The organism is Corynebacterium testudinoris (assembly GCF_001021045.1).
In the GTDB taxonomy this organism is placed as follows: Bacteria; Actinomycetota; Actinomycetes; order Mycobacteriales; family Mycobacteriaceae; genus Corynebacterium; species Corynebacterium testudinoris.
This window is the reverse complement of the sequence record NZ_CP011545.1, coordinates 267,376-281,562: the sequence shown is the minus strand read 5'-3', so window position 1 is coordinate 281,562 and position 14,187 is coordinate 267,376. Positions and strand designations below refer to the sequence as shown.

General features: G+C 63.9%; 14 protein-coding genes and 1 tRNA gene. 5 read left to right on the top strand and 10 right to left on the bottom strand.

Annotation, left to right across the window (positions count from 1 at the left end):
* The first annotated feature begins 2 nt into the window (after positions 1 to 2).
* The 3 genes from CTEST_RS01390 (at position 3) to CTEST_RS01380 (ending at position 1,967) form a co-directional block, all read left to right on the top strand.
* Positions 3 to 842, top strand: coding sequence for a glycosyltransferase (locus tag CTEST_RS01390; RefSeq protein ID WP_047252212.1), 840 nt, complete (start codon positions 3 to 5; stop codon positions 840 to 842).
* Between the two features lie 63 nt (positions 843 to 905).
* Positions 906 to 1,598, top strand: a complete 693-nt coding sequence (locus CTEST_RS01385) for a glycosyltransferase family 2 protein (RefSeq protein WP_376701796.1) — start codon at positions 906 to 908, stop codon at positions 1,596 to 1,598.
* Positions 1,599 to 1,967, top strand: coding sequence for a DUF2304 domain-containing protein (locus CTEST_RS01380; RefSeq protein WP_083985386.1), 369 nt, complete (start codon positions 1,599 to 1,601; stop codon positions 1,965 to 1,967). It begins immediately after the preceding gene.
* Here the strand turns inward: CTEST_RS01380 and CTEST_RS01375 are convergent.
* The 4 genes from CTEST_RS01375 to CTEST_RS01360 form a co-directional block, all read right to left on the bottom strand.
* On the bottom strand, positions 1,964 to 2,899 hold the full coding sequence (locus tag CTEST_RS01375) for an NAD-dependent epimerase/dehydratase family protein (RefSeq protein ID WP_047252210.1): 936 nt from the start codon (positions 2,897 to 2,899) through the stop codon (positions 1,964 to 1,966). The genes CTEST_RS01380 and CTEST_RS01375 overlap by 4 nt on opposite strands.
* Positions 2,900 to 3,085: 186 nt before the next feature.
* Positions 3,086 to 3,715, bottom strand: coding sequence for an MBL fold metallo-hydrolase (locus tag CTEST_RS01370; RefSeq protein ID WP_047252209.1), 630 nt, complete (start codon positions 3,713 to 3,715; stop codon positions 3,086 to 3,088).
* Positions 3,715 to 4,821, bottom strand: a complete 1,107-nt coding sequence (locus CTEST_RS01365; RefSeq protein ID WP_047252208.1) for an S-(hydroxymethyl)mycothiol dehydrogenase — start codon at positions 4,819 to 4,821, stop codon at positions 3,715 to 3,717. Before CTEST_RS01365 ends, CTEST_RS01370 begins: the two co-directional genes overlap by 1 nt.
* Positions 4,822 to 4,897: 76 nt before the next feature.
* Positions 4,898 to 5,755: a GDSL-type esterase/lipase family protein gene (locus CTEST_RS01360; protein ID WP_047252207.1), complete on the bottom strand. Its 858-nt coding sequence runs from the start codon at positions 5,753 to 5,755 to the stop codon at positions 4,898 to 4,900.
* 146 nt (positions 5,756 to 5,901) lie between these two features.
* On the opposite strand from CTEST_RS01360, the gene CTEST_RS01355 reads away from it, so the two are divergent.
* Entirely contained in the window at positions 5,902 to 7,554 is a 1,653-nt protein-coding gene (locus tag CTEST_RS01355; RefSeq protein ID WP_047252206.1) for an AMP-binding protein, read from the top strand.
* Positions 7,555 to 7,614: 60 nt separating this feature from the next.
* Here the strand turns inward: CTEST_RS01355 and CTEST_RS01350 are convergent, their stop codons facing one another.
* From CTEST_RS01350 to CTEST_RS01330, 4 genes are all read right to left on the bottom strand, one after another.
* Positions 7,615 to 7,884 carry a hypothetical protein gene (locus CTEST_RS01350; protein ID WP_047252205.1) on the bottom strand — a complete coding sequence of 90 codons (270 nt, stop codon included), beginning with the start codon at positions 7,882 to 7,884 and terminating at the stop codon, positions 7,615 to 7,617.
* A gap of 185 nt (positions 7,885 to 8,069) precedes the next feature.
* A protein-coding gene (locus CTEST_RS01345; protein ID WP_407919233.1) for an IS3 family transposase occupies positions 8,070 to 9,262 on the bottom strand; the annotation gives its coding sequence in 2 pieces (ribosomal slippage) (positions 8,070 to 8,975 and positions 8,978 to 9,262; 1,191 coding nt in all).
* A gap of 641 nt (positions 9,263 to 9,903) precedes the next feature.
* Positions 9,904 to 9,979 (bottom strand) — tRNA-Thr (locus CTEST_RS01335).
* Positions 9,980 to 10,046: 67 nt separating this feature from the next.
* Positions 10,047 to 11,270 (bottom strand): DNA polymerase III subunit delta', encoded by a 1,224-nt coding sequence (locus CTEST_RS01330; RefSeq protein WP_144413193.1) that lies wholly within the window; start codon positions 11,268 to 11,270, stop codon positions 10,047 to 10,049.
* Positions 11,271 to 11,341: 71 nt separating this feature from the next.
* Here CTEST_RS01330 and CTEST_RS01325 point away from each other — a divergent pair, with 71 nt between their 5' ends.
* Positions 11,342 to 12,868 (top strand): adenylate/guanylate cyclase domain-containing protein, encoded by a 1,527-nt coding sequence (locus tag CTEST_RS01325; RefSeq protein ID WP_047252204.1) that lies wholly within the window; start codon positions 11,342 to 11,344, stop codon positions 12,866 to 12,868.
* On the opposite strand, the gene CTEST_RS01320 is transcribed toward CTEST_RS01325, so the two are convergent.
* Positions 12,865 to 13,581, bottom strand: a complete 717-nt coding sequence (locus tag CTEST_RS01320) for a lysoplasmalogenase family protein (RefSeq protein WP_052844262.1) — start codon at positions 13,579 to 13,581, stop codon at positions 12,865 to 12,867. The two genes, CTEST_RS01325 and CTEST_RS01320, sit on opposite strands and share 4 nt — an antisense overlap.
* Entirely contained in the window at positions 13,572 to 14,186 is a 615-nt protein-coding gene (locus CTEST_RS01315; protein ID WP_047252203.1) for a lysoplasmalogenase family protein, read from the bottom strand. The genes CTEST_RS01320 and CTEST_RS01315 overlap by 10 nt, the downstream gene beginning before the upstream one ends.
* Position 14,187 lies beyond the last annotated feature (1 nt).

The window sequence follows — 14,187 nt, the reverse complement described above, 5'->3', positions numbered from 1 at the left end:
GCATGCCCGAAGTCTCCGTACTCCTTTCCGTCTACCGCGGCAGCAGCCCGGTGGAGTTGGCAGCCGCGCTAGACAGCCTGTGGGCCCAGACGCGCCCCGCCGACGAAGTAGTCATGGTCGAGGACGGACCACTGACAGCTGACCTCAACGAGGTTCTTGATTCCCACGGCGCCGCCCACCCTGAGCTGCGGCGCGTCCGCTTGTCCACCAACAGCGGGCTGGGCAAAGCCCTCCAGGCCGGCCTCAACACCCTCACCAGCACCTACGTGGCACGTCTCGATACCGATGACATCGCCGCACCCGAACGCCTGGACGTTCAATTGGCCTGGTTGTCGGAGCATCCCGATGTCGCCGTCCTGGGAACAGCAATGCGTGAGTTCGACGACGACGCCTGGCACTCCACGGGTGACCTCGCGGCTGCCGCCACCAAGACCCGCGCACTTCCCGAAACCCACGACGCCATCGCCCGCTATGCCCTCCTCAACTCCCCGGTCAACCACCCCTCCGTGATGATGAAGGTGGCCGACGTAAAGTCCGCTGGCGGCTACCGCGACGTCCACCACATGGAGGACTACGACCTCTGGGCCCGGCTACTCGCCTCCGGCGCTCGCTTCCACAATCTCACCGAACCGCTCACCTACTTCCGCACCTCCGCCGCCCAATTTGAGCGCCGCACCGGCAAAGGAATGTTCGCCGCCGAGAAGCAGATGCAGGACAATCTGGTCCGCTACGGCCTGATCTCCCGGCCGCGCGCAGTGCTCAACTTGATCGTCCGCACGGCCTACCGACTCCTACCAACGGCGCTGCTCACGAGGGTATATTCCCGTCTCTTCCACCGCTAGATTTCCCAACTCGCCAGATCCTTGCCCCGGCGGTCGGGAAATCTGCGGTAGAGTCTCGGAATTGTGGAGCAATTTCAAGACACCTGGCTAATCATCCCGTGCTACAACGAGGGCACCGTGATTCAGGATGTCATCGAGAACGCGCGGAAGACGTTTCCCAACATCGTCGCCGTGAACGACGGCTCCCCCGATGATTCCGCCGAAAAGATCAAGGCGGGCGGCGCTCACCTGGTCAATCACCCGGTGAACCTAGGCCAAGGCGCCGCCATTCAGACCGGCATCGAGTATGCGCGCAAGCAACCGGGGGCGAAGTACTTTGTCACCTTCGACGCCGACGGCCAACACCAGGTCAAGGACGTGGTCCGCATGGTGGAGCGCCTTCGCACCGAACCGCTGGACATCGTCGTGGGCACCCGCTTCGGTCGCCCTCGCGCGGCGGACGATCAGGTGCCGTTGATCAAGCGCCTCGTGCTCAAGACCGTGGTCATGCTCTCCCCGACCACTCGTCGCCTCGGGCTGTCGGATGCGCACAACGGCCTGCGCGCCTTCAACAAGAAGGTCGCTGATGAGATGAACATCCGGATGAACGGCATGTCTCATGCGTCCGAAATCGTCTCGATGATCTCCGATAAACACTGGCGCGTGGCCGAGGAGCCCGTCGATATTCTCTACACCGAATACTCGATGAGCAAGGGCCAATCCCTCATCAACGGCGTGAACATTTTGGCCGACGGCATGCTTTCCAGGAGGCTTTAAGTGTTCTCGACTTTCATTCAAGTCCTGCTTCTGTGTGCCACCGTGGCACTGGGATTCTATTTCCTCACCAACCGCCGCAAAGCCCGCGCCAAGGCCGGCGTGAAGATCGGCTTCATCTTCTTCATCGTCGCCGCCGTGTGGGCCGTCCTGCGACCGGATGATCTCACCGTGATCGCCAATTGGATCGGCGTGGATCGCGGCACTGACCTGCTGCTATACGTCCTGGTCATCGCGTTTATGTTCACCACGTTGTCCACGTGGATCCGCTTCCGCGAGCAGGAACTACGCTACGCGCGCCTCGCCCGCGCGGTGGCACTGCAAAACTCGGTGCCCCCAGTCGCGCAGGACGAAGCCTCAGCCACCTCTTAGTGGGTACGGAAGTACTCCACTGTCTGAGCGACACCATCCGCAATCGGGGTGAGGGGCTCCCAACCCAACACCTCCTGGGCACGCGCAAAGGACAGTGCTGAACGCGGCACATCGCCGAGGCGAGCCGGAGCGAACTCCGGGTTGTCTTCCGCCCCCGCCGCCTGCGCCACGAGCGAATGCAGCTCACGGTCAGAGGTTTCCACCGAGGTGCCGATATTGAAGCGCATCCCCGAGCCCTTCTCCCCCGACGCGAGGTAGAAGGCCCGCACGACATCGCCAACGAAGACGTAATCGCGGGTGTTGTTGCCGCCGCCGAACACGCGGGTCGGCTCACCAGCGAGGAGCCGCTGCGAGAAGATCGCCACCACGCCGGCCTCACCGTGGGGATCCTGCCGCGGACCATAAACGTTGGCGGGCGCGATGTGCGAGCAATCAAGGTCATAAAGGTGACGGAACGTATTGAGGTAGATTTCCCCAGCCACCTTGCTCGCCGCGTACGGGGAATGCGGATCCACCGGCACCGACTCATCGACCGGGAACTGATCCGGCGTGCCGTAAATCGAACCGCCCGAAGAGGTGTGGACCACCTTGCGCACCCCGTGACGGCGCGCGGCTTCAGCCAGCCGAATCGTGGCGAGGATATTCGTCTGCGCATCATGCAGCGGATCCGCAACGGACTCCCGCACATCGATCTGGGCCGCGAGGTGGAAAATCACCTCGGGCTGATGCTTCTCGACGACCGCGTCAAAGTCCACATCCAGCAAATCAGCTTCCAGGAAGGTGAGATGCCCGGTCGCTTGCGCTTCCTCCAGGTTGGCGAGCTTGCCGTGGGAGAGATTATCGATGACCACCACGTCGTGGCCCTCCCGAATGAGCAGATCAACCAGGTGGGATCCGATGAAGCCGGCGCCGCCGGTGACAAGAGTGTTCATATCCTCACCCTAACAGCGCGTCCGATCCGGGGACGTGGTTCCGGTCGCGATCAGGGCGTCGCGATCACGGTGCGGGGTGCCAAAATTCTCTAGAATGCGAAATGCGATTTCCCGCGACCTGCGGAAACGCTAGATACTACTATTCATTCTAGAGAATTTTGGCACCCCAACCCACGCATCTCGTGTTTAGTGGCCCCGGCGGATCCACTCTTCGAGGTGCGGGGCCTCCGCGCCGACGGTGGTGTGGTCGCCGTGGCCGGTGCGCACGATCGTCTCGGGCGGTAGGTCAAGCACGGAGCGCTGCAGTGACTCGATGATGGTGTCAAAGGAGGAGTAGCTGCGACCCGTTGCCCCTGGCCCGCCCTGGAAGAGGGTGTCTCCGGAGAAGAGTTCGCCGGCCTCGGGGAGGTAGAGGCAGCACGATCCTGGGGAATGGCCTGGGGTGTTGAGCACCTGGATGTCGGTGCCCGCAATGTGGAAGACCTGGCCGTCGTGCATGGTTTCCGGTTCGAGGGTGGGGTGGGTGTCCTGCCACAGCATGAGATCGCCGGGGTGGAGGAGGATGGGGGCGTCGAGAAGCTCGGAGAGCTCGGGTGCCACAGTGATGTGATCGTTGTGCCCGTGGGTGCACAGGATGCCCTTGACCTTGCGCCCGCCGACCGCATCGATGATGGGGGCGGCGTCGTGCGCGGCGTCGATAATATAGACCTCGGAGTCGTCGCCGACGAGCCAGATGTTGTTGTCCACCTGCCACTCGCCGCCATCAAGGGCGAAGGTGCCGGTGGTTTCCACGTGATCAATGCGCAGGGTGCTCATTAGAGGACCACCACCGATCGCAGGACATCGCCGGCTTTCATGGTGGCGAAAGCCTCCTCGACGTCATTGAGGCCGACCTTTTCGGAGACGAACTTGCCCAGCGGAAAGCGGCCCTGGAGGTGAAGGTCGACGTAGGTGGGGAAATCACGTTCGGGCAAGCAATCGCCGTACCAGGCGGGGCGCAGGGAGCCGCCACGGCCGTAGAAGTCGATGGCGGGGACATCGATACGCGAGGTGAGGTTGGGGACGCCGACCATGACCATGCGACCGGCATGGTCGCGGGAGTAGAACGCTTGCTGCCAGGTGGGCATGATGCCGACGGCGTCGATAGTCACATCGGCGCCGAAGCCGCCGGTGAGTTCGCGGACCTTGGCCACGACTCCGTTGTTCTCACCCTCGCCGCTGTACTCGGAGGAATTGATCGTATCGGTGGCGCCGAATTCTTTCGCCAGTTCCAGCTTGCGGGGATCGATGTCCACGCCGATGATCGTCGTCGCACCGGCCAGCTTCGCGCCCGCGATGGCCGCCATGCCGACTCCGCCGAGGCCGAAGACCGCGACTGATTCGCCACGCTGGATATCGGCAGTATTCACGGCTGCGCCCAAGCCGGCCATGATGCCGCACCCGAGCAGGCCCGCCGCGGCCGGATCTTCCTCCGGGTTGACCTTGGTGCACTGCCCCTCGTGGACGAGGGTTTTCTCCGCGAACGCCCCGATACCCAGCGCCGGGCTGAGTTCAGTGCCATCGGTCAGCGTCATCTTCTTCGACGCGTTGTGGGTGTTAAAGCAGTACTTCGGCTCGCCCTTGCGGCACGCCCGGCACTCGCCGCACACCGCACGCCAGTTGAGGATGACAAAGTCCCCCGGCTGCACGTGGGTGACCTGATCGCCGACCTCTTCGACGACGCCCGCGGCCTCGTGGCCCAGCAGGAACGGGAACTCGTCGGCGATATCGCCATCCCGATAGGCCAGGTCCGTGTGGCAGACGCCGCACGCCTGAATGGCGACGACAACATCATGCGGACCCGGATCGGGGATAACAATCTCGGTTGTCTCTACCGGTGCGCCCTTGGTGCGGGCGATAATCCCGGTAACAGTGGTGCTCATCTCGATCAGCTCCTTGCGTGGGGTGGATTTAGTTAAGTCCCCAGGGTACTGATCGAGCCGCCGTGTGGGCCCGAGTCTAGGACGCCGCGATGACGTCGGCGACCTTCTCATGCCCGGCGGACGTCATGTGGATGGGCATGTTGCCGGGGCCCGCATGGAAGTCGATGAGACCGGCCCAGGTGCGCTGACCGTCGGGGGCGCACATGCTATTTCCCCAGGTGTGCGGCTTCATATCAATGAACTGAGTGCCCGTGGCGCGCGCCAAGTCGGACTGCATACCCTGGGCGAGGTTCTCCCAGCGGGAGACCTGCGGGGCCGGAGTGCGGTCGTGGATGTTGGCACCAACATGGACCAGGCAGACGTTCCCGCCATCCGTGATGGCGGAGTAGCCGACGATCTGGATGCGAGCATTGGGGGCAGCGGACTTGATGCGCTGGATCTGCGGGGCCATGGCGTCGACGAAGCGAGCGCGAATGACCTCATCGGCCTGGCCGGAGTTGTTGTACGTGTCATTGAAGCCAGTGGTGACGATCACGCGGGCAGTCGCCGGGGTCAGCGCGCCCGTGTCCAGGGCGCGATCGACCTGGCGGGAGAACTGCGGGCCATTGGAAATCGACGTGGTGCCGGCGCAGGAGTAGTCCCAGGCCGGGAGCCCGAGCTTGTACCCGGCGCGGATGCCGTAGTTGTTGGCCGAGGTCGGGCATTCTCCGGCGCTGGACCCGGGAGCGTCCGAGGAGCCGGAGCTGAGGCTGCCGACTCGGTTGGCCAAATACTGCGGCGTCGGGGTATCGGCGATGATCGAATCACCGAAAACGACCAGGTTACGCTGCTGTGCGTGGGACGCCGGGGCGAAGATCACTCCCGCGAGGAGGATCACGGCGGACCCTATGAGGGCGAAGCGGCGGGCGGCGGCGCCGGCGAGTCGGAACTGCATGCGAGGCATCCTTAGAGTCATCGAGATCAGGTAACTTACGTTACCGTAACGTATGTTAAGTCGTTGAATATGTAAGTAGCGTTACTTAGTACCTACAAACTAGCGTGGTGGGGAGCACATCTCCACCACAAAGGAGCACATTCCTCGTGTTTAGCCTCAGCCGCCTCCGCGAATCGGCCGCCACCGCCCGAGCCCTCGGCGAGTTCGTCCCCTCCGTCCTCCGGTCCGGAATCGTCAGCCTCCGCAGCGGCGCGGCGACGACGTTATCCACCCCGGCGGTCCTGGCCCGATACTGGTTCACCACCGCCCGCGAGGTCGAGCAAGGCCACATCACCGCCCCTCACCGCCTCGCGATTATTGACGATGACGGCGAGCTCACCTACCGCCAGCTCCGCGACAACTCTCAGTCCGTCGCCCGCCACCTCCTCAGCCTCGGGCTCGGCGAGATCCGCCTCGGCGTCATGGCCCGCAACGGCCGCGGCATCGTCTACCCGCTCGCCGCAAAAGGCTACGCCGGCGCCGCGATTTACCTCCTCAACGTCGGTTCCTCCCCCGAGCAACTCTCGGGTTGCCTGGAGGAAAATGACATCAATGTCCTCGTCATCGACGAGGAGTTCCTCGGCCGCCTCAACACCTCGCTTATCGACGCCCGCGGGATCCACATCATCATCGCCCACCACACCGACCCGTCCCCGGCCTACCCCAGCCTCGCCGACATCGTCGCCCGACCCTGGGACACCTCCGACATCACCCTGCCTACCTTCCCGAAGCACGGGCCGATCGTCCTCATGTCGTCTGGCACCTCCGGCATCCCCAAAGGTGTCATCCGCCCCGAACCACGCCTGCCCCTCGTCCTGGCCGGCATCTTGAAGAAGGTCCCCTGGCGCGCCGACATCCGCCTCCAACTCCACGCCTCGATCTTCCACACCTGGGGCTGGGGCGCCCTCAACATCGCCCTCGCCGCCCGCGGAACAATAGTCACCCACCGGATTTTCGACCCCGCCCAAGTGCTGCGCGACATCGACACCTACCAGCTCGAGGCCATGGTCACCTCCCCCGTCTTCCTCAAACAAATCCTCGAAGTCGACGACAACGCCCGCTACGACACCTCCCACCTCGAATTCATCGTCTCCTCCGGCCACGCCCTCACCCCCCACCTCGTCGAGGAAACCATCGAGCGCTTCGGCCCCATCCTCTGCAACGTCTACGGCTCCACCGAATTGACGTTGGCTTCCGTCGCCTCCGCTGAAGAAATCGCCGCCGACCCCACCACCTCCGGCGAAATAGCCACCGGCACGACTCTGAAAATCCTCGACGACCACGGCAATGAAGTCCCCACCGGCACCCCAGGCCGCATCTACCTCCGCAACTCCACCACTCTCGTCGGCTACTCCAACCCCACCATCCCCCTCGACCACGCCCAAGGCCTCATCAGCATCGGCGACCTCGGCTACCTCGACGACACCGGCCACCTCCGCGTCCTCGGCCGCGCCGACGACATGATCATCGTCGGCGGCGAAAACGTCTACCCCCGCTCCGTCGACAACGTCCTCGACGCCCTCCCCGGCATCGCCGACGTCTACTCCGGCGGAGTCCCCGACGACAACACCTTCCAACGCATCGCCGTCTGGATCGTCCGCGACGACAACGCGCACGGCGCCGCCCTCACCGACGACGCCATCCGCGCCCACGTCCGCGACAACCTCGCCGAGCACTCCATCCCCCGAGACGTCCACTTCATGGACGAGCTCCCCCGCAACGAGACGGGCAAGGTTGTGCCGCGTCTACTGCCCCAGTAATCGCATCACTGACAGACGAAACAGTACGAACAGGCTGGGTGAACAGACAGCGGAACAAACCTAGGCAGGAGCGCGCTTACCTTGAAGACGGCGTCGAGTCTCCGCGTCAATCCTCGTGGGCCAATAAGCCTCAACTTGGCCGGATGCGGTGGTCTTCCTAGCCTGCGACTCCCACGCAGCAGAGACCGGCTGACCCTCCATGCGCATGTTGCCGACGACCTCGTCGACTACTTGCCCGCGAAGACAAGCGACTTGCTCAGCCTCGGACAAGCGGCGCCAAGCAGCGATGCGGTCCAGAACCTCCCTCGGCATCGACATCATCTCCCTCATCAAATTCCTCTAAGTGACGGCGATTTTACCCACTTGAGTCCACATGCGAATGATCGCGACCGGAACTCCACTCTGAGGCCTTGGCGACAGCGAAAGCCGAGTTCACTTCCGCGAAGTCGCGAACAGGGTCCGGAGCCACAAACTGGACGACTGGGTCTGCTGCACGATCAGGTGACAGTGGTTAGTCACGCAGCCTGATCGGCTGGTGTGGTCATGATTGTCTCGAACTCGATCGGGGTCAAGCGGCCTAGGCGGTCCTGTCTGCGGCGTCGGTGGTAGGTCCTCTCGATCCAGGTAACGATGGCGATCCGGAGCTCTTCTCGGCTGGCCCATGCGCGGCGGTCGAGGACGTTCTTCTGCAGGAGTGCGAAGAAGCTCTCCATGGCTGCGTTGTCCCCGCACGCACCGACGCGGCCCATGGATCCGGTCATGTCGTGAATGCCCAGAGCGCGCACGAATTTCCGGCTACGGAACTGAGACCCGCGGTCGGTGTGGACCACGCAGCCGGCCACGTCGCCGCGGCGGGCGACCGCGTTGTTGAGGGCAGCCACGGCTAGGCGGGACTTCATCCGCGAATCGATCGAGTACCCCACGATCCGGTTGGAGTAGACATCCTTGAACGCACAGAGGTAGAGCTTGCCCTCATTGGTCCAGTGCTCGGTGATATCGCCGATCCACAATTCGTTCGCGCCATCGGCCTTGAACTCGTGCCGGGTTCTGCCCTCCTCATCGGTGACGGCGCAGAGGTCATCGTGGACCGGTGGACCGGGCTTCTTACCGTTCTTGCCGCGTTTCTTCCCGAACACCGACCACCAGCGGTTGTCTGAGCAGATCCGCCACGCAGTGCGCGCTGCCATCGGTTGACCGAGATCGCGGGCCTCATCCACCAAATAGCGGTAGCCGAACTCGGGATCATCCCGGTGGGCGTCGAACAAGGCATTGGCACGGTAAGCCTCATTCAGCTCTGCATCGGTGATCGGGTCCGCCAGCCACCGGTAGTAGGGCTGGCGAGCAAGATTGAGCACCCGACACGTCACCGTGACGGGGACACCGTCCACGGCCAACTCACGAACGAGCGGGTACATCATTTTCCCGGCAGATTGGCCTGCGAGAGATACGCCGCGGCACGGCGGAGGACCTCGTTCTCCTGCTCCAAGAGACGGATCCTCTTCTTGGCGTCGCGCAGTTCAGCCGACTGAACCTGAGTCGAGCCCAACACTTCACCGTCCTCGAGGTCAGCCTTCTTCAGCCACGAGTACAGGGTAGTGAAGTGGACCCCGAAGTCCTTGGCGATCTGGGAGAGCTCGACACCGGGCTCACGATTCCGTGCGACACGGACAACGTCATCGCGGAACTCTTTGGGATAGGGCTTGGTCACGGTGTACATCCTTCCAGCCCAACCATCTGATTAGGCTGCTCGGTTGTCACCTGATCGTGCAGCAGACCCACTAGACCGCCAAAACATGTAGCAAACGCGAGCCCTCGCTATTGACCTGCACTCCCCTAGCCCGCTGTCTTCAGAATCGTAGAGGTCACCCCGTAGGTAACTCCACATCGCCGAAATCCCCGCCTTGAGCGGGGTACCGTGCTGCTGTGGGTTAAGTGACAAATGAGTTAAATCTGACCGCGGGGTGGTCGGCACTGGGTTGCCGGTGGGCGGGTTCAACGACCTAGCCATCCTTTTCGGATACCCATAGAGTTCGTGTGGGTGGGTTCGATTCCGGTGCCGTAGATGGGGCCGGGCGTCCGTTTTCCTAGCTGGCGCCAAGCCGGAGCTGGGGCCGGAGCCTACAGGTTTTCCCTTGATCTTAGGATCACTCGCTGCGTGGCCCGAACGACGAACCCAAAACCCGCACTTCCTAACAACTTCGGGGTCAATCACCCTTCCAAACCTGCCAAGTTGTTAGGAAGTGCGGCTTTCGTCGGCGCAACGGGGCAGCATGCAAGGCGGGACCCCTCTTTCGTTCACAGCAGTCACGACGAAACCCCAGGCAGAACCATGTTCTGCCTGGGGTTTTGTGGAGCCGCCTGCGAGAATCGAACTCGCGACCTTTTCATTACGAGTGAAATGCTCTACCGACTGAGCTAAGGCGGCGCGGTGGCGCGCAAGCGTCACCGAGGAGTTAGCTTAGCGCACGCCGTGGATGGGAAAAAATCGCTGCTCAGGAGACTTGGCAGGCTTGGCGGATGCGGCCGATCATGCCGTCGAAGGCGATGACGGGGGTGACGTTGGTGTGGATGTGATCTCGGCAGGCGGCGATGGCGTCCATGCAGGCGACGAGGCCGGTGTCGCTGACTTGGCTGGCGATGTCGCGGGCGAGGGGTTCGAAGTCGGGGTGGGTGAGGGGGACGTCGGCTTCGGTGCGGATCATGAGGGCGTCGCGGTAGAGGCCGGTGAGGTCGACGAGGGCGAGGTCGAGGGGGTCGCGGATGCGGCGGGTTTTGCGGGCTTTTTGTTTCTTTTCTAGGTCTTTGATCATGGAGGCGGAGCCGTCCAGGGCGCGCTGGGTGCCTTTGCCGCGTCCGCCTTTGCCGAGGGCGCGTTCGAGTTCGGCGAGTTCGAGGGCGTTTTCCTCGTCGAGTTCTTCTTTCACCTGTTTTTCCACGGCTCGGATGAATTGGAGGGAGGCTTTGAAGGCTTCGTCGTGGTGGAAGATCAGTTCGGAGAGGTTGAGGATGCTGGCGCGGCGCTTTTGGTTGTTGGGGTCGGTGACGAGGCGGCGGGCGCGGCCGATGTGTCGGAGGGAGGTGACGGCGGCGAGGTGGGCGTCGTCAAGCGATGCACCGGTGTCTGTGGTGAGGATCCGGACGATTTCGTCCACCGAGGGGAACGGGATGTAGAGGTGGCGGCAGCGGGACCGCAGTGTTGGGGAGAAGTCGTGGGGGTCGATGGAGGGGGCGCACATGAGGATGACGGTGTGCTCTGGTGGTTCCTCGACGGTTTTGAGGAGGGCGTCGGCGGCGGGCTCGGAGAGGCGGTCGGCGTCTTCGATGATGATGATGCGCCATGGGGAGGTTGTGGGCATGCGGGCGGCTTCTTGGCGGACGCGGCGCATGGATTCGATGCTGATGGATAGTTCGGTGGGGACGATGTGGACGACGTCGGTGTGGGCGTCGGCGAACACGTCGCGGCAGGCTTGGCAGCGGCCGCACCCGAGTTCTGTGGGGTCGGTGCACACGAGTGCGGCGGCGAAGGCGACGGCGGCGTTGGAGCGTCCGGAACCGGGCGGGCCGGTGATCACCCAGGAATGCGCCATCGCGTGCCCCAGGTCCGCTACGTCGCCGCGGGCCTTGCTCCGGGCAGCGGCGGCGGCCTGAAGGACGGTGTTGCGAACGCCCGGAGTATCGGCGAGGCGGTCAGCGACGGAGGAGGGAGAACTAGTCACGCGCACCAGCCTATTCACCCTGACAACGCGGTGCCCGCGTCGGAGTCGCTGGCGGGTTAGAGTTAGAAACCATGAGTCGACTGTTACGAGCCATCAAGTGGCTGTGGGGGACCTCGTGGCCCCTGTACGCCACGCTGGTCTTGGCCTCGAACGTTCTCGGCGCCCTGGCGATCATGTTGTTTATTCGCTTCCTCATCCCCATGCCAGAGGTGCACAACTTCACACATAAAGTCCCGTACATCGAGGCCATTGGTCTGGCTTACCTGGTGTTCGCGGTGGTGGTGGGGATGGCTGCCACGTTGGTGTTGTTTCGGCCGGTTTTGGATTGGCAGCGCCACCCCGAGGCGCATGATCCGAATATGGTTCGTAACCTCGTCATGCGCATCCCTGGGTATCAGGCGCTGGTGTGCGCGGTGGTGTGGGGAATTGGCATCGCTATTGCGGTGGCGGTCGCTGCGAGTTCGAGTGGGCGGTTGGCGCTGGTCATTGGCGTGGCAACGGTGCTGGCTGGCATGGTTGTCGTCCTGCTCACTTACCTTGAAGCGGAGCGTCTCGTTCGCCCCATTGCCGCCGAGGCTCTTGCGCGTCGTTTTGAGGATTCCACGTTGGAGCCGCCGATCACGCAGCGCCTGCGTCTGACGTGGATCATGACCACGGCGGTGCCGGTCGTGGGCATCCTCTTGCTGGCCCTCGCGCAGCGGGCTGAGTTTTTCATGGGTAACGCCGGCGAGCTCATCCCGGCGATCGTGGCGCTGTCGTTGACGGCTTTGGTTACTGGTTTCGTCGGCACGACGTTTGCCATCATGAGTGTCGTTGACCCGATTCTGGAGTTGCAGGAGGCCATCAATCGGGTGCGCCGCGGTGATACCAATGCCGAGGTGGATATCTATGACGGTTCGGAGATGGGTGTCCTCCAGGCCGGCTTCAATGAGATGATGCGTGGGCTCAAGGAACGCCAGCGTGTGCGGGATATTTTTGGCCGCTACGTGGGCACGGAGGTTGCTAAGCGGGCGTTGGAGGAGCGCCCCACCCTCGGCGGTGAGGACCGCAAGGTCGCGGTGCTGTTTATCGATGTCATCGGTTCCACCACCTTCGCCGTCAATCACTCGCCGGAAGAAGTCGTCGGCGAGCTGAATAAGTTCTTCGAGCACGTGGTGGAGGTGGTGCACCGCAACAAGGGCATCATCAATAAGTTCCAGGGCGACGCCGCCCTCGCGGTCTTCGGCGCTCCTCTCCAGCTTGCCGACGCCACGTCGCACGCCCTCACTGCAGCCCGCGAACTACGCCAGGAGCTCAAGGGAATGACCCTGCAGGCGGGCATTGGCGTTGCGGCCGGGCACGTCGTCGCCGGTCACATTGGCGGTTCCGATCGCTTTGAATACACCGTTATTGGAGACGCCGTGAACACCGCCGCCCGCCTCACCGAGCTGGCCAAGGAAACCGATGGGCGGGTGCTCACCAATGCCACGACCCTGCGCGGCGCCAACGAGGCTGAGCAGGCCCGCTGGACGATCATGAAGTCGGTGGAGCTGCGGGGGCGCAGGGAAATGACTCAGCTGGCCCGGCCGATCCGCGCGACCATGGCGGACCGTTCCTAGTTGGTTTGGTCGCGGGTGAGGCCGTCGATGACCAACAGGTGGCCGATGATTTGCCCGGCGCGCATGGCAGCGTCCACGGCCCGATGTCTGGCCGAATCCCCCGTGAGCAAGGTTTCCCGTAGTAGGGCGATCCCCTCCGCGCCGAGCAGCAGGTTCGCGCCGTGCCCGAGCCCCTTCGCTGGGGTGCTGCCATCCTGCAGGGCCGGATCGTCGGCAAGCGTGGAGGTCGCGCACACGAAAGCTCCGGCGATAACGGCAGGTGCGATGAGTTCCTTCTTCCGCCAGCTTGCTAGCCCGACGCCGACGGTCCACGCCGCGGCACGCAGCCCACTTCGGCTTATCGACGTCCGCGCCCCTCGCCCATGGAGTTCCACCGCGTAGGCCGCGTGGTTCGCGGCAATACCGCACAGTCCCCACACCGGCGTCCGGGTTGGCGGTACGAGCTTCGCTCTATCCCCAACCAAGCCGCCGGCCAGGCCGGCCAGCAACATCGGCGATGATCCATGGCGAAGCACCGAAGCGGCGAGGGCGGGCATCACCGTCTGCGTGACCGCTCGATCGACCCGGCGCCATCCCAGCAACTTCGAGATCACAGCGAGCTTGCCAGCCCCGAGGTAGGCCAGGCGTTCCGGTTCCTCGGTCGCAGCCAGGAGGGAGGCGAGGAGAGCATCTGCACCCGCGCGGGTGTGGCTGACCAAGTAGTTCACGGACATGGTGTCCAGGATAGACCCTCGACAAGCAGCTTCTGGGCGAGGACGTAGGTGGCGGCGATGGCAACGTCTACTCCCCTCCCCACTGTGGCATCAGGGAGATGGAGTTCTGCGCGGGCAAAGATGAGAGCATCCGACAGCAGGAAGAGATTCGCCCCGAGGGCCACTCCCCTGCCCCGCAGAACCGGGTCAGCGGCCAGCGCCGACGTGGCGGCGACCATGCCGCCGTAGCTCAGCACCAGGGGGAGGCGGTCACGGCCGAACCAGGCAATCGCCGCCAACGGCACGGCGCGCAACGCGACCGCAGCGGGCTGCGGGCGGGCGCCGCGGCGCCACAACAAAGCTTGGTAGGCGCCGTGGTTGACGGCGAAGGTGGCTGCGGCGGGAGCGAGGCGGACGTCGCTAAGCAACAGGACATCACCAACCCAACTGCCGAGCAGGCCCACCGACACCAGCGGACGCTCCCGGCGCGGGAAGCGCCGGACAACATCCGCCGCCAGCAGCGGCACGACCAGCGGCTTGGCTACCCGCTGGAGCGCGGGCGCGGCGATCGCGCGGGCGAGAACGTAGCCTGCGCTGGCCGCCCCAAACGCATCCCGGAAGGACACG

What these genes read in the sequence shown, in the direction of transcription:
- CTEST_RS01390 (WP_047252212.1), top strand. Translation starts at nt 3, where the DNA reads ATGCCCGAAGTCTCCGTACTCCTTTCCGTCTACCGCGGCAGCAGCCCG.
- CTEST_RS01375 (WP_047252210.1), bottom strand. Translation starts at nt 2,899, where the DNA reads ATGAACACTCTTGTCACCGGCGGCGCCGGCTTCATCGGATCCCACCTG.
- CTEST_RS01370 (WP_047252209.1), bottom strand. Translation starts at nt 3,715, where the DNA reads ATGAGCACCCTGCGCATTGATCACGTGGAAACCACCGGCACCTTCGCC.
- CTEST_RS01365 (WP_047252208.1), bottom strand. Translation starts at nt 4,821, where the DNA reads ATGAGCACCACTGTTACCGGGATTATCGCCCGCACCAAGGGCGCACCG.
- CTEST_RS01360 (WP_047252207.1), bottom strand. Translation starts at nt 5,755, where the DNA reads ATGCAGTTCCGACTCGCCGGCGCCGCCGCCCGCCGCTTCGCCCTCATA.
- CTEST_RS01350 (WP_047252205.1), bottom strand. Translation starts at nt 7,884, where the DNA reads ATGAGGGAGATGATGTCGATGCCGAGGGAGGTTCTGGACCGCATCGCT.
- CTEST_RS01325 (WP_047252204.1), top strand. Translation starts at nt 11,342, where the DNA reads ATGAGTCGACTGTTACGAGCCATCAAGTGGCTGTGGGGGACCTCGTGG.
- CTEST_RS01320 (WP_052844262.1), bottom strand. Translation starts at nt 13,581, where the DNA reads ATGTCCGTGAACTACTTGGTCAGCCACACCCGCGCGGGTGCAGATGCT.